Genomic DNA, 23,192 nt, shown 5'->3' with positions numbered 1-23,192 from the left:
TAAGAAGAAAAGACCACAAACCTAGGAAGAAAAGTATTTAATCCTAGGAGAAATCTCCGTTCATAGACACTGAACCGACATTCAAAGTTTATGAACCGCCGTTCAAAGACACTGAACGGACATTCAATGTTTATGAACGAAGATTTCTACTATGCAAAGATACAACTTTATCAGATATAAAACAAGACTTTTCCTGAATATCTTTACTTTTCCGGCCATAATTCTTCGTTTTTTGAGCTTATTTCTTTGCGTATCCCAAATAATTGTATTAACTTTGTAGTCAGATTGCAAACCAAAGACTAAAGGATTGCAAACCAAAGACTAAAGGATTGCAAACCAAAGGTCAAAGGATTGCAAACCAAAGGTCAAAGGATTGCAAGCCAATGACAAAGCAAAAGACTAAGATTAGACATTCTTATGAGTATGAAGATATTAGCAACCAGCGACTGGCACCTGGGCAACCTGTTTCACGGCAACGACCGTCTGCCAGAACACAAGCATTTCCTGAAATGGCTCCTGGAACAAATCGCTGAACAAAAACCTGATGCTCTCCTCATCGCAGGAGACATCTTTGATAACGGAAATCCATCGGCAGCGGCACAGACCGTTTATTACGAGTTTCTTGCCGATGCTACCCAACTGTGCCCGAACATGCAGGTCATCATTACCGCCGGCAACCACGATTCCGCCAGCCGACTGGAGGCTCCCCGTCCGCTGCTCACCCGATACCACGTGGAAATAAGAGGAAACGTAAGGAAAATCTGGCAGCAGGGAGAAAGCAGAAATGACGGAAATGGAGAAGAGGAGAATGGAATGAAAGCAGGAAACAATGAGACCGGCGGACATTGGATCTATTCCTTCGATGACCTCATCATCCCCGTAACCAACGAGGCAGGAGAAGAAGTCATCATCCTCGCCGTACCTTTCCTAAGAAGCGATGTGGTGCAGAACGCCAGTTACTCGCAGGGAGTCAACGACTTTCTGAGAGAACTGACGGCTGAGGCTCGACAGAAATACCCGGGCAGGAAGTGCATCATGATGGCACACATGTACGCCAAGGGTTCGGATATCGCCAAAAAGGATGCGAGCGAGAAAATCATCATCGGCGGACAGGAGGAAGTGGACCTGGAAGGATGGAACGACCATCCTGACTATATGACTTGCGGACACATCCACAAACGGCAACATATCTGGAACACCGACTGGGCAAGATACACGGGAAGTATCCTCCCGATGTCGTTTGCCGAGAAAGACTACACTCACGGCATCGACCTCATCACCATAGAACACGGAGAAGAGGAGGAAGGAAAGGAAACCGGCAAGAGCAAGGAATGGAAAGTAGATTTCCTGGAATACAAGCCTCAGCACGCCCTCCGCATCCTGCCCGAAGATGAGGATGAGCTGACCTTCAAGAAATGGCAGAAGCTCATCAATTCTGAACTCTCAGAGAGAACAGACGGCGAACTGAGCGACCATTTCGACTACGTGATGCTGAAAGTGAAACAGGAGAAACTGACCAGCGATGACATCAAGGAACTGGAGAAACTCGTCAACGAAAAGGATGCCGTGCTCTGCAAAATCCAGCGCATCATCCCACAACTGGACCTCTCCACCATCCAGGGTTCCCAGCACATCACCAGCATAGAAGACATCATCAACCGTCCTCCGCTCGATACGCTGAAGGAAGCCTTCGCCATCAGACACAACGCTCCGATGAACGAAAGACAGGAGAAAATGTTATCCGATTTATTAACGACATCATCATTATGAAATTCCTACAACTCGAAATACTCAACCTCGCTTCGCTTGACAAACAGGGAGGCGAGGTCATCAACTTTGAAGAAGGTGCCTTAGGCGAGAGCACCATCTTCAGCATCGTAGGGCCGACGGGAAGTGGCAAGTCTACCCTACTCGATGCTATCTGTCTGGCTCTCTACAACCGCGCCCCTCGCTACCCCAGGAAGAAAGGAGACAAGAACCAGAGCATCGAGATTTTCGGAGCTGCCGATGCCAGCGAAAACAACCGTCTGGCACCTACCGACAGTAGAAACATCCTGACACGTGGCAAGAAAGAGGGCTACAGCAAACTCACCTTCCTTGCCAACAACGGCAGCATCTACCGCGCAGAATGGCACGTCAGATTCCAAAGGGTGCGCTACGAGAACGCCAAGACTGCGCTTTATAAAATCACGAGAAACGGAGAAGAGATAACAGAGGAAGCTGCCGACTGGAATGAGCTGCCGAACATCATCGGACTCGACTACGACCAGTTTCTCCGTACCGTACTCATCGCCCAAGGCTCGTTTGCCAACTTCCTGACGGCGAAGGAAAACGAGCGGTACGAACTCCTGGAAAAACTCATCGGATGTGAGGAAACTTATACGAACATCGCTACTGAAATCAAGAAGGCGAAAGACCAGGCGACGGATGCCTACAACCAGATGGCAGCATCGGTGGAAGCCGTAAAACAGAACCTGCTGAACGATGAAGAACTTACCCAACTGAAGGAGGAAATCGACCGCCTGGAAAAGGCTGAGAAGGAACTCGACAGCCAGTTGCAAGCCATCTCGAAAGACCTGCAATGGTTTAAGGAAAACGATAAGCAAATCAAACAAATCGCTATCTGCCAGTCAGATATGAAACAAGCAGCAGATGCCATTAAAGCGATGCAAGCCCAGATTCTCCATCTGCAGCTGCACGATGAAGTACAGCCAGCCGTCAACCAGCTGCAGGAAGTAGAGCGACAGACGCAAAGCATCCACGAACAGGAAGAAAACATCCTGAAAGCGGAAGGAAACATCAAAAGTCAAGAGTCTGCCATCAGCGAAAGCGAGAAAGCTCTCGCCAGTCTGAAGGAAGCAGTAAGCAAGGCACAGGAACAGCAGGAAAAGGCGCTGCCGGTCATCGCTGAAGCAAGGGCGCTGAAAACAAAAATGGAAGCGGCTATGCCGAATCTGAAAGAAAAGAAAGAGGCATTAGAGTTGGCTCAGAAAGAGAATCAATCTGCCCAGAAAGACGTGGAGGAAAACGCCCGAAACATCCAAAAATGGGAAGCTGAAACGGAGAAAGCGAACCTTGCCCTCAAAACGACACAAGAAGAGATTGCCAAGCAGAAACAGGTTCTGCACGAAGCGACGCAAGCCGCTGAACAGGCTTGGGAGAAGGAAAGAAATAAGACTGCCGGACAGAATATAGAGGAACTGCAGAGCCATAAATCGGCAGCCGAAAAGAAACTGCAGGATGTCCAGCAAGCCATCAAGGTTGTGGCTCATCTCGATACTGCCACAACAGAAAAGCAGAAGAATGAGGAGCGCATCCTGGTCTTGGGCAAGAGAAACGCAGAGATAGATGAGGCGCTGGGCAAATTAACCATCGAGGCGCTGACCCAAGAGACCCTGACGCTGAGAAATGCCTATACCCTCATGGTGAGTGAGAAATGGGAGATTCATCGTGCCAACCTGACCGAAGGCAAACCTTGTCCGCTCTGTGGCAGCACGACCCATCCTTATCATACCGACAACAGACAGTTTGAGGAAGCCACCACGGAACTCTCGCAACTTCTGAAAGTCAAGGAGGATCTGCTGAAACTGCAGCAGAAACAGGAGAAGGATCTTTCCGGCGAGAGAAAACAGAACGACGGCGAAGTACAGACGCTCCAGAAACAACAGGAAAAGCTCTCGGGTGAAATCGCAACTTACGAAGAGGATTGGAAGGCGCTCATCGCCCAGTATCCAAAGATTCCGAAGGCAGAGGCAGAACTGAAATCGCTCTTGCCTATCTATGAAAACAAGGCGAAAGATGCGAGCAGCAAACTGAGCCTCTTTAACAAGATTCAGAAAGAGATAGAACGGCTGACCCAACTCAAGGATAAGGCTGTAAAGGATGAAGCTGCGTATGAAAGCAAGGCTTCTACTATACAGAACAAAGCCCAAGAAAACACTTCAACCTGCGCAACAAAACTAGCTGACCAAAAAGCACTTACAACCAACCTCACCTCACAGCAGAAGAGTAAGGAGGAGGCTTACGGGAAAGCCCATCAGACATGGAATAGTACCAAGAAGGAAATGGAGGAATGGCAGGAGAAATATAAGCAAATTCTGAATGGCGAAGAACCAGACGCGGCTGAACAAAGACTGACAGCAGCAAAGGATGAGGCAACGAAAGCAGCTGATACTCAGAACGAGAATATTAACAAACTGAAGGCTGAACTCGCCAACAGTAAAGGTTCGCATCAAACCATGCTGTCTCAGAACAAAACGATGAAAGAGAATCTGCAAGAGAAGGAAAAGGAACTCGACCTTTGGATTGAGGAATATAACAAGCAGCTTGAAGAAAAGAGTATCGAAGGAAAAGTCTCCGAAGAGGAAGGCATCGAGGAAAGAAGTATCGAACCAAGCCTTATCAACCGAAATATCATCCGAGAGATGCTTCACTCTGCCGAAGACTGGAATGCTATCCGACGGGAAAAGGACGAAAAGGAGAAAGCCGTGGCTTCAACAACTGCTCTTTACCAGAGTGCAGAAAAGGCGCATCAGCAGCACATGGAACATCAGCCTGCCCAAACCCGTGATGCTCTCTTAGCCATTCAGCAGGAGTATCAGGAAAGAAGCCAGCGCAACGAACTGATTGCTGCCAACGCCAGGATGCAGAACCATCAGGAAGCCGTAAAACTGTTGGGCGACAAGGCTGAGGCTCTGAATCTCGTAACACAGGAAAAGGACGACTGGACAGCCATCACAGATGCCATCGGAGCAGACGGCAAGACGCTGCGCAAGATAGCCCAATGCTATACGCTCAGTTTCCTGATAGCGCACGCCAACCAGGAAATCAAAAAGTTCAACAGCCGTTACGAACTGCAGCAGGTAAAGCATTCGCTGGGCATCCGACTCATCGACCACGACCGTGCCGACGATATCCGAGACACCACCTCCCTATCAGGTGGCGAAACCTTCATCGTGAGTCTGGGTCTCGCCTTGGGCCTGTCGGCATTGTCTTCCCGCAACATCTCCTTCGAGAACCTGTTCATCGATGAAGGCTTCGGAACCCTCGACCCCGATACCCTAGCCACCGTCATCGACTCCCTCGCCATGCTGCAAAGTTCGCAAGGCAAGAAGGTGGGCGTCATCAGTCATACCGACACGATGAGCGAGCGCATCACCACTCAGATAAGGATTATCAAGAATGGCAACTCCGGCAGCAGCCATATCGAGATCTATCCTTAACCCATCGTAATTACACCTTCATAAAATAGTAATTACACCATTATATATAGGGTACACATACATTATCCATCCGTGAACAGGGCATCACCATCGATGTGGCTTACCGCTATTTCGCCACACCGAAACGCAAGTTTATCGTCACAAAACAAATATGCGTTCCTACGGATTCATCTATCCACAGGAACGCATATTCTTTATTTTATCATACGAGATAATCATTCTTTATACAATTCTATATCATCATACGATATTTAAACCTTATTTCCTTCTTTTGGGAAAACCACGGTAGGCTTGAAGGTCTTAGCCTCCTCAAAGTCCATCAGGGCATAAGCGATGATGATGACGGTATCGCCCACCTGCACCTTGCGGGCTGCAGCACCATTCAGGCAGATACAACCGCTGCCACGCTCACCCTTGATAATATAGGTCTCCAAGCGCTCACCATTGTTGTTGTCTACAATCTGAACCTTCTCGCCTGCTATCAGATTAGCAGCGTCCATCAAGTCCTCATCGATGGTGATGCTACCCATATAATTCAGGTTAGCCTCAGTTACGGTCACACAATGGAGCTTACTCTTCAATACTTCTATCTGCATTGTTCTGTTATTACTTGATCTGTTACGGATTAAACTTAATAAAGAATATCTATCGAGGAATTATCCTTTATACTTGATATGGTCGATGAGACGGATAGGAGTCTTACCGCAATAAACGGTGATGCAACCTACCACGTATGCACTATCCTCCCATGAAGAAACATCCTGCAGGCTGTCGCCATCCACAATCTGGAAATACTCTACCTCCAGACCCTCTACAGCATTGATGTCGGCAACCACCTTATCGTGAGTTTCCTGTACGGTATGAGTCTTGGCATACTCCACACTCTCCTTCAGGGCCTTATAGATGTTTGGCGCAATGGCACGCTCATCAGGAGCTAGCAAAGTATTACGGCTGCTCTTAGCCAAACCATCCTCATCACGGACAATAGGACACTCCACAATCTGCACATCGCTGTTGATGTACTTCACGAGCTGCTTGATGACAGCAATCTGCTGCCAATCCTTCTCACCGAAATAAGCACGGGTTGGTCGAACGATATAGAAAAGACGGCTCACTACCTGACATACACCATTGAAATGACCCGGGCGCTTGGCACCCTCCATCACGGTAGAAACAGGTGGAAACTCAAAGTGGCGTGTATCTGGTGTAGGATACATCTCCTTCACCGATGGTGCAAACACATAGTCAGCACCACAAGCCTCCAAGAGCTTGCAGTCAGCATCGAGGGTACGAGGATAGCGATCCAAGTCACCCTGATCATTAAACTGTGTAGGATTCAGGAACACAGAAACCACAGTCACGCCATTTTCCTTCACACTGCGCTTAACAAGAGAGGCGTGACCCTCATGCAGCGCACCCATAGTTGGCACAAGGCCGATTTCCTTTCCCTCCTTACGACACATGAAGAGTTCGTTCTGGAGGTCAACAATCTTATTGAATACTTTCATCGTCATAATCTGTTTTCGGGTGCAAAATAACAACTTTTTTCTCAAATGAGAAAGAAAAAACCTAAAAATATGCGAATTATTGCCGAAAATAATGAATTTCGGAGAAAAAATGCCCCTATTTGAAGTTTTTTTTGTACCTTTGCACGTAATTCGTAAGAATAAAATTTAAATTTTATGGCAAAAAAAGTATTATTTATCAATCAGGAGATCGACCCATACGTAGCCGAGTCTCACATGTCAATCATGGGACGCGAACTGCCTCAGAAGATGCAGGAAGCAGGTTTTGAGATCCGCACCTTCATGCCTAAGTGGGGCACCATCAACGAACGTCGCGGACAATTGCACGAGGTCATTCGCCTGTCTGGTATGAACCTTATCATCGATGATACAGACCATCCGCTGATCATCAAGGTTGCATCTATACCAACAACACGACAGCAGATTTATTTCATCGATAATGATGACTATTTCAAGAGCCGTCAGATGGGCACCGATGAAAACGGAAAGGAATATGCCGACAACGGCGAAAGAGCTATCTTCTTTGCACGTGGTGTATTGGAAACCGTAAAGAAACTCCGCTGGCAGCCTGACGTAATCGTCTGCCAGGGTTGGGCTAGCGCAGTAGTACCATTCTATGTAAAGACAGCCTACAGCGAAGAGCCTTCATTTGCAGAATCAAAGGTAATTACCGCTCTCTATACCAACGAACTCAAGGGTGAACTGGGTACCAACTTCAAACGTTGCGTTGCCTTCCGCGATGCCAAGTCTGAACTGCTCGACGGCTATCAGGACGACTTCGACTTCATTGAGCTCGGCAAACTCGCCATCGACTATAGCGACGGTGTGGTAGAAGGTGAAGAAGAAGCTAACCAGATTCTCTTTGATTATGCGAAGGAGAAGAACAAACCTGTACTGGCTTATCCGGGAGAAGATATCCAGGAGCCATACACAGACTTCATCAACAAGGTTTGTCCTGACGCAGAATAAAATTCCGACAACAGAGACACATACATACAAGGATAATGAAAATTTTTAGACTCTTAACAGTATTAGTAATAGCAGCGCTTACTTTCGCTGCATGTGATGATACCACCGAGGAAATCGGTGGTAGCATCACTAATAAGATAGACAACATTAACATTTCTGACTCAGCGTTCAATGTTACCACAAAGTCTATAGTAGCAGGTGCCGTATTGAGCCGCAACAACACGGGGCTCATCGGAAAGATGAAAGACCCGGAAACCGGCAACTATGTAAAGGGCGACTACATGACCCAGTTGAGCGTATTGCCTACTTTCGATGTAGATACACTCGATTACATCAAGCAGGCAAACAACGGTTCTATCGAAGCAGACTCATGCTACCTCCTGATTTCATACAATGCCAGCTATGGTGATACCATCGCCCCAATGAAGGTGACAGCTTATGAGATGACAGAGCCGATGGCAGAAGATCAGGAGTATTACTCTGATTATGATGCCTTCAAGGAAGGCTGGGTAAGCGAAAACAACCAGCATTGGAGCAGTAATTACAACTTGAGCAATACATCAGATGTCAAGAACTTCAAGATTTACTTGAATAAGGAGTACAAGAAAGATGGTAAGAGATACAAGAACTATGGTTCTTACATCATGCAAACATACGCAGAACATCCTGAGTACTTCAAGACCAATTACAAGTTCCTGCACAACGTCTGCCCTGGCTTCTTCATCAAGAATGTAGGCGGTACGGGTAACATGGCTAAAATCTGGAATACAGAGCTTATCTTCTACTGGACCCGCCACAAGACCATCAAGGCAATGGACGGCGTTACAGACAGTACAGCTGTAGGCATCGGATACAACCGTTTTGATGGTACAGAAGAGGTATTGCAGCTCAACAAGATTGAGAATGATACCAAAAACCTGGAGCAGTTGGCAAGTCAGCCGAACTGTACTTACCTCAAGTCACCAGCAGGTATCTTCACCGAGGTTACCCTCCCTATCGAAGACATCATGAGAGGTCATGAGAAGGATACGCTCAATACAGCATCCATCTCCTTCCCACGACTCAACAATGCAGACGAAGACAACGCATATAACTTTGCTACACCAAGCACCATCCTGATGGTACAGAAAGACAGTTTGCAGTCGTTCTTCGAAAAGAGCAAGTTGGCAGACAATCGTACTTCTTATACGGCAAGCTACAGCAGAACCGGCACCTACAAGAATGCCTATACATTCCAGAATATCGCCAACCTGGTTTCTGCCATGTATAAGAACAAGGCTGAGGGCGAGAAGAAGAATGCCAACTGGATGAATGAGCATCCTAACTGGAATATAGTAGTGCTGGTTCCTGTAAACGTCATCACAACCACACAGGGATATACTACCGTCATCTCCAAGATTAATCACGATATGTCACTCGCTTCTACCCGACTCATCGTGGGTACGAATGATCCTGACAAGGATTATACCAAAGACGAGAAGACTGGTAAGAAGGTAGCATCTGGTCCGATCCGAATCAAGGTGATTTACAGTAAGTTTAAAGAAGAATAAGCATTCATAACGCAAAGTAAAAAAGGAAACGAAACATGGCAGATAATTTTTTGGAGCGTCATCGCGAAGAATACGAAATACGAAAGGCTGCATGGCTCAAGAAAAAGAAACTATTCATGAAGTCAGGCAAGAACCAGAAACCCCAGACACAGATGCCACGTCCTGAAGACGAAGCGTTATAAACAAGAAAATATTCAGAATCCTGAGAAAGAGGGTGTATCATAAAGCATTTGAATGTTTATGATACACCCTCTTAGCTTTACCGGTTAACTCTTAAAAACCACCGCATAAATACAATAAAAGCCATTTATTACAAAATCAAGCAAAATTAATTTGGAGTTTACCCATTTTTTATATATCTTTGCATTGTGAACTTAAAAGTATTAAATATTAAACAGACAAAAAGCAATAAAATAAAAATAATCGAGATATTAGTAGAGATACTGGTCTATGGGTTTAACTTTTCTAAGAACTTGCATTTAAGGATACAAGATATTTGCAGGATACAAGTTACTTGCAATATATGAGATACTTGGTTTATGTTTATAGATAATGGAGACTATACTCTCTCTTAAAGAATTTGTTTTAAATTAAAGTTAGATGTTAGTAATATAAGTCCCCGTAGTGACCGTGAGGCTACTGCGGGGACGCTTTTTCAATTTATAGTATATAGAAACAAAAAGGGCAAGGCCATCTCTGGCCTTGCCCAATCTATTTTTATAACTCTTTATCTATATTATAAGATTCTACCTGTAAGAGAGAACTTCAAAACAGGATAAACCTTCAAGTCTTTTACGAACTTAGAGAGATCATCCTCGCCAGCATCTTCCAATGCCTTATTGATATCTATCTCGTTACCATTCTGGTAAACCTTGAGCTTGCCCATGAACTGGCAACCCAACTCTAAGCGGCAACCGATACGGTTCTTAGGAACCAGACGACCGAAACCTAAACCAAGGTATGGACGAACATTCTTGCAACGGATATCGCCCTGAAGGTTATAGTTCTCATCGAGCTCCAGGTTATAACCACCCAAGTTGGCTGATATAGCCTTACGGAACTGATCCTTCAATTCAGGAGTATGCAAGTTGTTCTCAGAGAACTTACGAAGTTCATCACAAGAACCGGTAACCTCAGCAATCTTCTCACCACCAATAGACAAACCAGCAGCAATAAAGAACTTGCTGCCACCACCGAATGGATACAGATTAGCCTTTACATTAAAGGTGGTACGGTCGAATGAGCCTTCTGCATGAACGGTTCCACTGGTTGGGTACTGAATATCAGATTCTTGAGGCATATTGATATCTACATCCAAATCGCCAGACAGTTTAAAAGATGGCATGATGTTCACACCTGCTTCTACCTCAAGGAAGTTAGTAACAGGAGCAGCCACACCTACACTAATACCCTCGGTACCTGCACCCACGTTAAGACCTACATGGTTAAAGATACCGCGCTTGTAATCGCTCTGCGCCATTACACTCCCTACACTAGTAAGCAGAATTACTGCCACCATCATTATTTTTTTCATAATCGTTCTGTTTCTTAGTTCTTATATCAAATTATTTTTTTCATATCGTTCTTAAACACAAGTGCAAAAGTAAAGAAAAGTTATAAGAAAAACGAATAATAGTGGCAAAAATTAAGGCTCTTTAATACTTTTACGTACTAAAGAGCCTAACATCTTGTAAAAAAACTAAAATTACAGACAAAAGACATACTCGTTGCAAATAAGAATAGATGTCTGTATTTCGTACTTACTAATGTAAAATACGAGGCTTAATCTACAACCGTAAACTTGGCATATTTCAGCAGAAGCTGTTTGGTACCAGAATGAACGAACTCTACTGTAGCCTTCGTATTCTCACCAGTTCCCTCAATCTTCAATACCGTTCCCCGTCCAAAACGCTGATGCTCAATCTTCATTCCCTCCTGCAAACCACAAGAAGAACTGCCAGCAGATGAAGCTGTAGAAGAAACGGATGCTGTAGAAAATCCAGTACCGCGAGAAGCAGGATGAGAGGAATGCGTCTCCATATAACGCTTAGCTGCATTCAGCGCCCTAACAGACTTGAAATTACCTTCAGAGAGAGATGGGCGTCCGGAAGTACGTAAAGTCTCTGGTTCATCATCAAAGAGAGAAGGCTTAGGATCTGCTACAAACTGCGATGCTACCGGTTTGGAATTCTGATACCTGCTACTGTATCTAGGCTGCTCAGCATCCTCCCACGGTCTGCGAGGACGTTGCGCTCTCGCCCACTCCGGCTGGTCAGACATCGAATCAGCTCTTGAACCAGACCTTGAACCAAGTCTTGATTCTGCTCTAAAGCCAAACAAGTTTCCACCAGCCTCATCCTGACTATCTATCAACTTGCCGTCAATCTCATCGATAAACCGACTCGGATTATCAAACTCCATCTTGCCATATCTCCAGCGGTTCTTGGCGTTCGTCAGAATACAATGTTTCTCAGCTCGCGTAATGGCTACATAAAGCAATCTCCGTTCTTCCTCCAGTTCTCTGAGCGAAGCAGCAGAAAGCGGACTCGGGAAGATATTCTCTTCCAATCCTACCACGAAGACCGTAGGAAACTCCAAACCCTTGGCAGCATGAACCGTCATCAGAGAAACACGAGGTTCATCCTTATCACCATCGCTGTCAGCATCGGTAAGCAGCGCCACATCCTGCAGATAATCCTGCAGGAAGAGTTCATCAAACCTACCCTCTTCACGGCGTTCCTCCACAAAAGCCAACATACCGCTCAAGAATTCCTCCAGGTTCTCCTGACGTGCCAGATCATCGGCATCCTTGCCCGACATGATATCCTGACTGATACCACTCTCCTTGATAATGGCATCACCCAATTCATAGACATCCGTAGTTTGAGCCCGTTCGATAAACGAAGAAATCAGCAATCTGAAGGTTTCCAGCTTGTTCATCGTACCCTTGTTAACCGCCAGTCCATACTGCTCAGGGGTACCGATTACCGCCCAGAAACTCACCTGGTTCTGATGGGCACAGTCAGCAATCTTCAGCACCGTAGTAGCCCCTATTCCTCGTGCCGGATAGTTGATGATACGCTTGATAGCCTCTTCATCATCCGGATTCGCCACCAGACGGAAATAGGCTATGATGTCCTTGATTTCCTTGCGCTGGTAGAAACTCAGTCCGCCATAGATGCGATAAGGAATACCCTGCTTTCTGAACTCCTCCTCGAAGCTGCGGCTCTGGGCATTGGTACGATAGAGAATGGCAAAATCACTATACTGGCAGCCATCCTCGCGCCGGATACGCTTCACGTCCTTCGCCACAATCGCCGCCTCTTCCTTGTCGCTGTAAGCAGGCTTATACTGAATCTTCTCACCCTTCGCATTCTCGCTGAACACATCCTTAGGAATCTGGTTGCGGTTATGCTTGATCAGACTGTTAGCCGCCTCAACGATGGTCTGGGTAGAGCGGTAGTTCTGTTCCAGTTTGAAGAGACGCGTACCCTGAAACTGGCGCTGATAGTTGAGAATATTATCAATATTGGCACCACGGAAGCTATAGATACTCTGCGAGTCATCACCCACGGCACAAACACGCTGCTTCTCCTGACAGAGTTGCATGACGATAGACATCTGAACGTGGTTGGTATCCTGATACTCATCCACCAGGACATAATCGAAGCGGGCGGCATATTTGTGGCGAATATCCTCATGTTCCCTGAAGAGCTGATAGGTAAGCGTCAGCAAATCATCGAAATCCATGGCATTGGCCTGCTTGCAGCGCTGCACGTAAGCCACGAAAATCTTACCAACCTCAGGGATCTGCGCACGCTTGTTCTGCTCGAAGATAGCCGCATCGCTCTCATAAGCCGCAGCACTCATCAGGTTGTTCTTCGCCATCGAAATCTTGGCATGAACGGCAGCAGGCTTATACTTCTTATCATCCAGTCCCATCTCCTTCACAATCGCCTTGATCTGCGAGCGCGAGTCACTTTCATCATAAATGGTAAAGTTGTTGTTGAAGCCGATATGCTCAGCCTCCGCTCTCAGGATTCGGGAGAAGATGCTGTGGAAGGTACCCATATAGAGATGCTGGGCAAGATCATTTCCCACCAATTTTCCGATACGTTCCTTCATCTCCCTTGCCGCCTTGTTGGTAAAGGTGAGCGCCATGATGCTCCAGGGTTTCATGCCCTGGCTAAGGAGATAAGCTATCTTATAAGTAAGCACACGCGTTTTACCCGAACCTGCACCGGCTATCACCAGCGAAGGTCCGTCAATATATTCTACCGCAGCACGCTGCGCTTCGTTCAAGTCGTTCAGTAAATCCATTAATCAATATTTACCAGATTTTTCACTCTTCATTCTTCACTCTTCATTCTTCACTTCCCCCTATATCCTCCCACAGCCGTGCCCGGGTCGAAATCTTCGCCCTCACGAGGGAAGGTAGGGATAAATCTCATCTGATGTTCTATCTGTCGCTGGCGCTTCTTCATATAAGCGCTAGGATGCAGCGAACTGAATTTGCGCGGATTAGGAAGTGTAGCTGCTATCAGCGCACACTCGCCACGAAACAGATCTTTCGCTTTCTTGTCGAAATGATATTCTGCAACCGCATCCACACCATAGATACCCGGTCCCATCTCAATGCTGTTGAGATAAACCTCCATGATGCGCTGCTTGCTCCACATCATTTCGATGAGGAAGGTAAAGTAGACCTCAAATCCCTTGCGGGTCCATGAACGGCCAGGCCACAGGAAGACATTCTTAGCGGTCTGCTGACTGATGGTACTTGCTCCATGCACCTTTCCGCCACGTGCATTATTCTTCGCCGCACTCTCGATGGCATTGAAGTCGAAACCGTGATGCTTCAGGAATCTCGCATCTTCGCTCGCCATCACCGCCACAGGCATGTGAGGCGAAATCTTATCCATCGAAACCCAATGATGATGCAGGGTAATACTCTCTCCATCAGCTACTTGCTGGAAGCATCGGATAAACATCAGAGGAGTGACATATACAGGAATGAACCTATATGCCACTACAGCAAGAATGGTGGTACTGAAAAACAGCACCACCACCCATTTTACTATATTCTTGATTTTCTTCAAAATCATCTATTTGCTTTTTCCCTTCCAGGATCATGAAAGTTATTACTTCAATGTACCGTTGTTGGCTGCGTTAATCATAGCCTGGCTAGCATACATGTAAACCTCTACACGACGATTCTGGGCACAAGCAGCAGTAGTATTCACTACAGGGTTAGCAGAACCAAAACCCTGAACATTCTTTACCTGACGACTGGTAACACCGCAAGAAGCAAGATAGTTGTAAACTGCCTCAGCACGCTTCTGGCTCAAAGGCAAGTTGATACCATCATTACCTGTAGCATCGGTATAACCCTGGATAGAAACCTCGCAGTCGGTATTGTTCTTCAATACACCGGCAAACTGAGCCAAATCAGTCTTTGCGCTGCTGCTGAGAGTAGAACCGTTAGTTGGGAAGAGGATACCAGAAGCAAATGTTACCTTAACGGCAGACAAGCCATTGGCATCTGTTACAGTCTCAACCTGTGCATTCTTCACCTGTTCAGCCTCAGCCTTTACCTTATCCATGTGCTTTCCTATGAGGTTACCAGCACCGCCACCAACAGCTGCACCGATAGCAGCACCTACGAGAGCACCTGTACCACGATGGCTATTATTGAGCAATCCACCAACGAGAGCACCCAGAGCTGCACCAGAACCGGCACCTACTGCTGTACCAGTTTTCTGATTGGTTCCACAACTAGAGAAAAGCAAGCACAAAGAGAGGCCTGCAACAGCAAAATTAGTCTTTTTCATTTTAAAATCTCCTATATTTATGTTATTTAATTGCAAAGATAACTCTTTTTTCTCCATAATGGAGAGTTTTCTAATATTTTTTTGTATTTTTGCATGCAAATTTAAGGGTATTTGTCGAAATAGAGCTAGGAAATCACCTATTTGGGGGTGGAAAATCCCTAAAAATAGAATTTCAGACACCTGTTGGCCGATGAACTGCCGGCAGCAGATGATGAAGGTTCAAGCTTATACCTTAATATATATAACAGAAGAAATAAAAAACAAAATAAATAGAAAAAAGCAATATGGCTAAAGAACTCAAGAATTTAACCAAGCGCGCTGACAACTACAGTCAGTGGTACAATGATTTGGTAGTAAAGGCTGATCTCGCTGAGTTGTCACCAGTTCGTGGTTGTATGATTATCAAACCATACGGTTACGCTATCTGGGAGAAGATGCAGCAGCAGCTCGACAAGATGTTTAAGCAGACAGGTGTACAGAACGCATACTTCCCTCTCCTCATCCCGAAGAGTTTCTTCTCTCGTGAGGCTGAGCACGTGGCAGGTTTCGCCAAGGAGTGTGCCGTTGTTACCCACTACCGTCTCCGTTCTACAGAGGATGGTACAGAGGTTGAGGTGGATCCTAATGCAAAGCTCGATGAGGAACTCATCATCCGTCCTACTTCTGAGACTATCATCTGGAACACATATAAGAACTGGATTCATTCATGGCGTGATCTCCCTATCCTCTGCAACCAGTGGTGCAACGTAATGCGTTGGGAGATGCGTACCCGTCCGTTCCTCCGTACTTCTGAGTTCCTCTGGCAGGAGGGTCATACAGCCCACGCTACCAAGGAAGAGGCAGAGGCAAAGGCTCAGGAGATGCTCAAGGTTTACGCTGAGTTTGCAGAGAACTACATGGGTGTTCCTGTATTGCAGGGTGTGAAGAGTGAGACTGAGCGTTTCGCAGGTGCTCTCAACACTTATACCATCGAGGCAATGATGCAGGATGGCAAGGCTCTCCAGAGCGGTACTTCTCACTTCCTGGGTCAGAACTTCGCAAAGAGTTTCGATGTAACCTACTTGAACAAGGAGAACAAGCCTGAGTACGTATGGGCTACTTCATGGGGTGTTTCTACCCGACTGATGGGTGCCCTCATCATGGTTCACAGCGATGACAACGGTCTGGTATTGCCTCCAAAGCTGGCTCCTATCCAGGTGGTTATCGTTCCTATCAACAAGGGCGACGAGCAGTTGGCTCAGATTACTGCTAAGTTGCAGCCTGTCATTGACCAGCTCCGCGAGTTGGGCATCACCGTAAAGTATGATGATAACCCTGCAAAGCGTCCTGGCTTCAAGTTCGCTGACTATGAGTTGAAGGGTGTTCCTGTACGTCTCGCTATGGGTGGCCGTGACTTGGAGAACAACACCATCGAGATTATGCGTCGTGATACCTTGGAGAAGGAGAACGTAAGCTTCGACGGTATCGTTGAGCGCGTAAAGGATATGTTGGAAGACATCCAGAAGAATATCTTCGAGAAGGCTCGTGCTTACCGTGATGCTCACGTTTACGAGTGCGACAACTACGAGGAGTTCAAGGAGCGTGTGAAGGACGGTGGTTTCTTCCTCTGCCATTGGGACGGTACAGCCGAGACCGAGGCTAAGATTAAGGAAGAGACTCAGGCTACCATCCGCTGCGTGCCTTTCGCTTACGAGCAGACTCCAGGTGTAGATATGGTAAGCGGCAAGCCAGCCGTAGCCCGTGTCATCATCGCAAGAAGTTATTAATCATCCCCGGTGTCAGGAAATTCTCCTGATACCATAATATATTTAATATGAGGCAGTTGATACTATACATCCTTTTTCTGGTGTCCATGGTCTTCTCAGGCTATGGAGAGGTATCTGCTGCCTCTATTTCTTTTACACCCGAGGATTCTTATACCGAAGATGCAAGCCATAAGAAAGATGGTTTGGCGAAGGTTGAGTATGACAAGAGCCAGCCTGAGGCACAACTTGAAAACGCCTCACAGCTTGCTTACCGCATCTGTAGCAGCCGTCCGCAGCGCTTATTGCCAAGTGGCAACATGCACAACAGTCAGACTGCCAGTAGATTGCTTACAAATAGAATCCGTTATTTATCATCCCTTTTATCAGCTATAGAAGGTGGCATGGAGCCTTTCCGACAGGAAACTGCCCCAATCCACTTTGATGTCGCCAGCAAGTATTATGTCATTTGCCTGCGGCGTCTGCTCTGTTAGTGCTTATTCTTTTCTCTTTTTAAAATATCATATAGGTTTATCGCATCTTTCCTAAGATTTGCGATAAGACTGGTTACACCCCTATTCAAAACAAAAAACAGTTCAATATATATTATTTTTCAAGAATTAAGAATAAGCAAATAACAGTATAAAATTATGGCAAAGATTAATCATTTAGAGATGGGTGCTGATGTTTTGGCACTCCAGGATGTACAGGTAAAGAAAGGTTTCATGGGTTTGACTGTCAAGCTCATCTATCAACCTACCAACAGCGTGATTAAGATAAAAGAGAAGGAATATTCTGCAGAAGATGGAAGAAAGCTTGAGAATATCCTCAGTGCAGCCCCTAAAGATGTAGAAACAGCGATCAGCAAATTCCCTGTTTCTGCCATCAGCATGGGTAATATGAAGTTACAGGCTTGCATCTCTGACGACCACCAGTTTGTTGCCACACAGCTCCTTGCTTTCAAGGATTTCGGTTACAAGCCGGTTACAGAGATGAAGACCTATACAGGAAAGACAGCCGAAGCTTTCGCTCAGTTGTTTTAGTTATATCACAGTTTCGGGACAGGGGACAGCACAATTCCTCTGTCCCTTTTTTATTTTATGGTATAGGATGAAATCTTTATTTGAAAGAAGGCGGTTCATTCCCCTCTTCCCAATTACGGTAATGCTTAGGCGACAGACCGGTATGTTTCTTGAAGAAGGTTCCGAAGGCTGAAGCATTGGGAAAACTGAGTTCATTGGCTATCTGCTGTATCGTCTTCGTGGTGTTCTTCATCAGATAGATACTGCGACGGATCATCGCCTTGAAAAGCAACTGCTGGACCGTCTGACCGCAAACCGACTTGACCAGTACCGACAAGTATTTCGGTGTAAGACAGAGTTCGTCTGCATAGAAAGCCACACTGCGCTCACGCATATAGTTCTTCTCTATCAGCAGCACCAGCGACTCAAAGATGGCAATCTTCCGTTCCATCTCCTTGCCGGCAGCCTTGAACGATGCCGAGAAGATGCTGCACAACCGATACGTAACAGCCATCAGCAACAGTTTCTGCTCATGCACACAATAGGCATCTAGTTCACCACTCTTCTCTTTTTCCAACTCCAGTTTCCTCAGCATCAGGGCATAAGAAGTAAGCATATCCTCATAGCCCGTCGTCCTGACATGGCAGGGTTTGGGATAAATCGTAGCATAGAGACGCATGGTAACCACGGTATTGCCCAACATGTGACGAATCTGTTCAGCACGGTAAAAAAGAAGGGTATATTTAAGGTTCTTGCCCGCTTCCTGCACATGAAACATCACTCCTTTGGAGAGGAAAACGGTTTCACCCTCAGATGCAACAAAGGATGTTCCGTCTACACAGAAACGGAACATCCCCTGATGACAGATTACGATTCCGACATAGTCGGAGTAGAAAGGCTGCATCAACAGCTGAGGAAACTCATGAGCCTCGTATATGATGATATTATCTGTTATTTTCATGATGAATATGGGTCTGTTATCTTCAGATTTAACTGCGAAGATAACAAAAATATCCATTCATCAGATGAGCAGCCTGTATCTTTTATGATATTTTAGCACTCCACTACCTTCTTCCCAGAGATTTCACATCTACATTCTTCAGCAGATACTCACGCGTCAGTTCCCCGATATTGCGCTTGCGCCAAGGGAGAACGAGCATCAGTCCGGCACACAGCAGACAGCCGTAGAAGGTCCAGCCTGCCATCTCCTTGATGCTCACCAGCGTGGCCTGTACCTGTACCTTTCCCTTCGTACTCATGGCAGCCATGTTCTGTGCCTCGGTTACACTCTTGCCCTGATATTGCATGCCTCTCACCGTCTGGTCGTAAGTCTTCGCCGTCTCGATGCTCGTGCGGTCGTAATCCTGGGCAAAGCGGGTTACATAATACTGCTGCCTGTGCTGCAGCACATTGGTATAGAGCGCAGAGCCGATGCAAGGGGCAATGACCATACGAACGGTAAGCATGATGCAAACCCAGGTTGACATGAAGCGGTAAGGCATGCGCTGGTTGGCTATCGTGGAGATGAGCGAATAGAGCAGCATCATTCCCGTAGAACGGATGATGATAGGCCATTTCATACGTTCATACATGCCGTCGTTCTGTACTTCGAAATACATGTACAGCGCATAGGCTCCGATAAAGAGGAAGCCCAGACAGTACATCCACTTCAGGTGAATATTCTTGGCTCGGGCGATGACGGCGAATATCAGTCCCACGGTGTAGCCCACCATCACCCAGTTGCCCAAGGTGGCGTTCTGCCAGTTGTCTATCTTCATGCTCACATTGGTGAACACGTTGACAAACATGGCACTCGAATTGCAAACCATCAGCAGGAAGAAGAGCAGGATGCCGTAGTTGATGACCCTGAGCTGGAACACCTCCATGATGAAATAAGGTGAACGCCGCGTCTTCTCCAGATAGATGAACAGAGCGGTAAAGATAAGACAGACCACCGAAGAGAAACGGATGATTGGATCATCAAACCAGTCGAGCGTCTTACCGAAAACCATGACGTAAGCAAACGAACAGAGCATGATACTGAACACCGTAACATTGCCAAACTTCGACAGCGTTATCGGGAACTTAGGCATCGGATACTTATGATAAGGCATGGTGAAGAACACGATGATGATGCCTGCCAGCATGAATGCCATCATGAAATGATAAACATACTGCCACTCATAGGCATAGGCAAGCCATGCCGTTAGCCAGGTTCCCAACTGTCCGATAATCATGAAGAAGAGATAGATGACCGGCTGCGAAACCATCTTCTCCGAATCTACCGCATCCCATGCTTCCTCGGTAGTAGGCTCGCATCCCGGCGTGATATTCCTCGTAGCCTCTATTCCGAAACCGTATCTGATGAGCACGAAGAGATGCGCCATCAGCAGCGTCTGACGGACAAAACCCATCAGCAGACTGCACAGTCCGAGTATGAACAGCGAGTCGGTCTGGGCACACACGAAACTGAGGATAAAGAGAATGGAGAAGCCCACGATACACATCATCTTCTCTCTACGGATGCACACCAGTTCATAGAAGAACGGCGAGAAAGCCGCCATTCCTATCGAGGTGCAGAAACCCGCAAAGGCGATGTATTCCGACTGGATGCCAAGCCCGCTCATCATCTCGCCGCTGTTGGCAGAATAGACACCACTCATCGTAATCATCGGCACGAAGAGGATGATCATGAAGATGATTCCGAGCGGTTTGGGCACCCAATCATAAAACGGATAATTCTTATATTCTTCTTCCATATATTACTTCATTTCCATCTAGCTGTTTTTTACTTTCTCTCAGCCTTGACAACCACCATCATGCCGGCAGCAAGATGCTCATTATCCTCTTTGCTGAGGTTGTTGAAATCGATTCTTACAGGCACACGCTGCTGAATCTTGACAAAGTTGCCAGCAGAATTGTCGGTAGGTACCAGCGAATATTTCGAACCGGTAGCACCAGAAATGGCAGTCACCGTACCCTCAAACTCCTTGTTGCTGATGGCATCTACGGTCATACGCACCTTCTGTCCAACATAGAGATTCTCTATCTGGGTTTCCTTATAGTTGGCAATCACCCATTTGTTGTTGGTTGGGATGATATAGGTAATGGTGGTTCCTGCATTTACCATCTGTCCCTCCTCGATAGAGCGGCGACCCAGTTTACCATCACAAGGGGCCACAACCACACAGTAAGAGAGATTCAGCTTTGCCATCTCTACGGCAGCCTCGGCACGCTCGATGGAGGCAGCCACATTCTGCTTGCGGGTAGTTACCTCGTTTACTCCCTTATAGGCAGCAGCCTGCTGCTTCTTTACCCCTTCGAGTTTCTTCCTGGTAGCAGCATATTCCACCTCCAACTGTTCGAGCTGGATAGGAGTAGCCGCCTTCTTTTCTACCAGGTTGCGATAGCGTTCGCAGTCCTTGGCAAGTTTGGCAAGTCGTACATTTATTTCATCGATGGATGCCTGATAGATAGAAGCTGATGTCTCGGTGGTCTGCTCTGTAGCGTTGATAACATTGGCTCCTGCCTTGGCATCCTTGAGGGCTGCTTCAGCCTCCATCAGACGGATGCGATACTCCCGGTCGTCGAGCACAAGGAGGGTATCTCCCTTGTGTACTTCCTGATGTTCTCTGAAGCATACCTTGGCGATATAGCCGGATGCACGGAGATTAACCGGTGAGATATATTGCTCTATCTGAGCATCATTGCTCGTTTCGTTAGAGCTATAATCGAGGAAGAGGCAAACGATCTTCCAGAGTCCGAAAGCCAGGATAGCAACACCTATCAGACTGGCGATAATCTGTCTTACGCGCTGTTTCTTGAGTTTTTTCCTGGTTTCTTCGTGAGATACCTGTGTAGCCTCTGCTGTTTCTACATTTTTATTTTCGTTCTGTTCCATAGTTTTATTGTAATTTGGAATCAGGGAATATGAAGTAAAGTTTTTTACATCCCGTTTTCCTGTTTATGTTTTATTTTTTAATGATTTATTCTTCTCCGTTATTTAGCAACCGAAATCTGGTTGAGCTGTCCAGTCAACTTGAGCAGCGAGAGATTGGCAACCTTGTAGCGATAGTAGGCTGTGAGATAATTGTTCATTGCCTCGCTCATACGCATCTCGTCCTGCAGCACCGCTGTCATCGAAGCCACACCCTCCTTATACTGGTCGGCTGTTACGTTGTAAACATCCTGAGCCATGGTATAATTATCAAACTGCTTCTTGTAGTTGCGCTGACTGTTATTCACCTCGCTCACCGCATTCATATAGTTTGCCTGCAGTCCCTTCAGGGCGTCCTCGTAACCGATGCGTGCATTCTCCTCCTCTATCTTCGCCTTTCTGATTTTAGAACGCTTTTCAAAACCATCGAATACAGGCACTCGCAGCTGAATGCCCAGACCGTTGGAACCATACCAGTGGTTTGATTCGCCCGAATGAATCCAGTGATCTATCCTATCGGTAAAGGCAGAATACATCAGGTTTCCGGTCAGCGAGAGCGATGGCAGATAGCCGTCCTTGGCAAGTTTGGTCTGCTTCTGGGTGAGCAGTTTCTTCTGTTCCAGCAACTGGAGTTCGTAGAGTCCCGTATCCAATCCGTCAGCCTTCACCATCTCAATCTTTCCCGGATCTACGGCTGTCACCTTCATCTCCTTCTCGGCAGGATAATCTATCACATACTTGAGCATGGTATACTGCTGTTCGAGCATGGCGATGGCGTTATCGCGCTGCACGGTGAGGTTCTCGATATTGAGATTCACTCGCTTCAGATCTACCTCCAGACTCATCTGGTTGTCATAGAAAGCCTGGGTAATGTTTCTGAGTTCTACCAGTCGCTTGATATTGTCATCCGTCAGACGAATCTGCTCAGATGTGTTCTGCGCCATGTAATACATCTTGGCAGTCTGCACGATGAGATCTTCACGCGCCTTCTCATAAGAGAGTTGGTTGAGTTTATCGGCAATCTTGGTGATGTCGATGGCGGTAAGAATCATCTGGTTATACAGTGGCATCTGCAATTGTACACCCGCCGATGCATTATACTGCAACGTCTTGGTTACATTATAAGGCTTGCCGTAAGCCGAGCCGTCGGTAACCGAAACAGGTGGCGTAAAGTTATCGTTGAGCTGTGCCACCGCATTGATCTGCGGATAGAGTTTAGCCTGATTTTCGCTGATAGCGTACTTTCCCTTAGCTATTTCGTTTCGGCTGCTCTGGAGCGACAGGTTGTTATCCACTGCCATCTGCAGGCACTGGCTGAGCGTAAGCGTCTCCTGTGCGCCAAGTGTATGGAAAGCTCCGAGCGCAAAACATAAGATGATTATTTTCTTCATTT

The 23,192-nt window shown here is 46.6% G+C and carries 18 protein-coding genes; 8 read left to right on the top strand and 10 right to left on the bottom strand.

Going from position 1 to position 23,192, the window contains the following annotated elements:
* The first annotated feature begins 423 nt into the window (after nt 1-423).
* Nucleotides 424-1,770, top strand: coding sequence for an exonuclease SbcCD subunit D (locus ONT08_RS15905; protein ID WP_264960432.1), 1,347 nt, complete (start codon nt 424-426; stop codon nt 1,768-1,770).
* Nucleotides 1,767-5,222 (top strand): AAA family ATPase, encoded by a 3,456-nt coding sequence (locus ONT08_RS15900; protein ID WP_264960431.1) that lies wholly within the window; start codon nt 1,767-1,769, stop codon nt 5,220-5,222. Before ONT08_RS15905 ends, ONT08_RS15900 begins: the two co-directional genes overlap by 4 nt.
* Nucleotides 5,223-5,473: 251 nt before the next feature.
* Here ONT08_RS15900 and panD read toward each other — a convergent pair whose 3' ends face one another.
* Both panD and panC read right to left on the bottom strand, forming a co-directional pair.
* The gene (panD, locus tag ONT08_RS15895; RefSeq protein WP_117692769.1) at nt 5,474-5,818 is read right to left on the bottom strand and encodes an aspartate 1-decarboxylase; all 345 of its coding nucleotides are present in this window, start codon (nt 5,816-5,818) and stop codon (nt 5,474-5,476) included.
* Nucleotides 5,819-5,878: 60 nt separating this feature from the next.
* Nucleotides 5,879-6,730: a pantoate--beta-alanine ligase gene (panC, locus tag ONT08_RS15890; protein ID WP_022120920.1), complete on the bottom strand. Its 852-nt coding sequence runs from the start codon at nt 6,728-6,730 to the stop codon at nt 5,879-5,881.
* Between the two features lie 174 nt (nt 6,731-6,904).
* Between panC and ONT08_RS15885 the strand changes: the two genes are divergently transcribed.
* The 3 genes from ONT08_RS15885 to ONT08_RS15875 are packed head-to-tail and all read left to right on the top strand — an operon-like array spanning nt 6,905 to nt 9,449.
* Nucleotides 6,905-7,717 carry a glycogen/starch synthase gene (locus ONT08_RS15885; protein WP_118200680.1) on the top strand — a complete coding sequence of 271 codons (813 nt, stop codon included), beginning with the start codon at nt 6,905-6,907 and terminating at the stop codon, nt 7,715-7,717.
* Nucleotides 7,718-7,752: 35 nt separating this feature from the next.
* Nucleotides 7,753-9,267, top strand: coding sequence for a DUF4270 domain-containing protein (locus ONT08_RS15880; RefSeq protein ID WP_264960430.1), 1,515 nt, complete (start codon nt 7,753-7,755; stop codon nt 9,265-9,267).
* A gap of 35 nt (nt 9,268-9,302) precedes the next feature.
* The gene (locus ONT08_RS15875; RefSeq protein WP_117586251.1) at nt 9,303-9,449 is read left to right on the top strand and encodes a dehydrogenase; all 147 of its coding nucleotides are present in this window, start codon (nt 9,303-9,305) and stop codon (nt 9,447-9,449) included.
* Nucleotides 9,450-10,003: 554 nt separating this feature from the next.
* Here ONT08_RS15875 and ONT08_RS15870 read toward each other — a convergent pair.
* From ONT08_RS15870 to ONT08_RS15855, 4 genes are all read right to left on the bottom strand, one after another.
* Nucleotides 10,004-10,801, bottom strand: coding sequence for a hypothetical protein (locus tag ONT08_RS15870; RefSeq protein ID WP_264960429.1), 798 nt, complete (start codon nt 10,799-10,801; stop codon nt 10,004-10,006).
* 248 nt (nt 10,802-11,049) lie between these two features.
* Entirely contained in the window at nt 11,050-13,587 is a 2,538-nt protein-coding gene (locus ONT08_RS15865) for an ATP-dependent helicase (RefSeq protein ID WP_264960428.1), read from the bottom strand.
* 50 nt (nt 13,588-13,637) lie between these two features.
* Entirely contained in the window at nt 13,638-14,372 is a 735-nt protein-coding gene (gene mtgA / locus ONT08_RS15860; protein ID WP_022120926.1) for a monofunctional biosynthetic peptidoglycan transglycosylase, read from the bottom strand.
* 36 nt (nt 14,373-14,408) lie between these two features.
* Nucleotides 14,409-15,098 (bottom strand): OmpA family protein, encoded by a 690-nt coding sequence (locus tag ONT08_RS15855; protein ID WP_117587216.1) that lies wholly within the window; start codon nt 15,096-15,098, stop codon nt 14,409-14,411.
* A gap of 284 nt (nt 15,099-15,382) precedes the next feature.
* On the opposite strand from ONT08_RS15855, the gene proS reads away from it, so the two are divergent.
* The 3 genes from proS to ONT08_RS15840 all read left to right on the top strand — a co-directional run bounded on the left by proS (nt 15,383) and on the right by ONT08_RS15840 (nt 17,883).
* Entirely contained in the window at nt 15,383-16,864 is a 1,482-nt protein-coding gene (proS, locus tag ONT08_RS15850; protein WP_118085547.1) for a proline--tRNA ligase, read from the top strand.
* Nucleotides 16,865-16,911: 47 nt separating this feature from the next.
* Complete coding sequence (locus ONT08_RS15845; RefSeq protein ID WP_151200591.1) at nt 16,912-17,334, top strand: hypothetical protein; 423 nt, start codon at nt 16,912-16,914, stop codon at nt 17,332-17,334.
* Nucleotides 17,335-17,490: 156 nt separating this feature from the next.
* Entirely contained in the window at nt 17,491-17,883 is a 393-nt protein-coding gene (locus ONT08_RS15840; RefSeq protein ID WP_254973816.1) for a hypothetical protein, read from the top strand.
* A gap of 76 nt (nt 17,884-17,959) precedes the next feature.
* Here the strand turns inward: ONT08_RS15840 and ONT08_RS15835 are convergent, their stop codons facing one another.
* The 4 genes from ONT08_RS15835 to ONT08_RS15820 form a co-directional block, all read right to left on the bottom strand.
* Nucleotides 17,960-18,823: a helix-turn-helix domain-containing protein gene (locus tag ONT08_RS15835; protein ID WP_181985822.1), complete on the bottom strand. Its 864-nt coding sequence runs from the start codon at nt 18,821-18,823 to the stop codon at nt 17,960-17,962.
* Nucleotides 18,824-18,926: 103 nt separating this feature from the next.
* The gene (locus ONT08_RS15830; RefSeq protein ID WP_264960427.1) at nt 18,927-20,621 is read right to left on the bottom strand and encodes an MFS transporter; all 1,695 of its coding nucleotides are present in this window, start codon (nt 20,619-20,621) and stop codon (nt 18,927-18,929) included.
* A gap of 29 nt (nt 20,622-20,650) precedes the next feature.
* Nucleotides 20,651-21,763 (bottom strand): HlyD family secretion protein, encoded by a 1,113-nt coding sequence (locus ONT08_RS15825; protein WP_118200689.1) that lies wholly within the window; start codon nt 21,761-21,763, stop codon nt 20,651-20,653.
* A gap of 98 nt (nt 21,764-21,861) precedes the next feature.
* A complete protein-coding gene (locus ONT08_RS15820; protein WP_022120934.1) occupies nt 21,862-23,190 on the bottom strand; it encodes a TolC family protein in 1,329 nt (442 codons plus the stop codon).
* Nucleotides 23,191-23,192: the final 2 nt, after the last annotated feature.

Source organism: Segatella copri (assembly GCF_026015465.1).
Taxonomy (GTDB): domain Bacteria; phylum Bacteroidota; class Bacteroidia; order Bacteroidales; family Bacteroidaceae; genus Prevotella; species Prevotella copri_E.
This window is presented reverse-complemented; position numbering and strand designations above follow the sequence as displayed.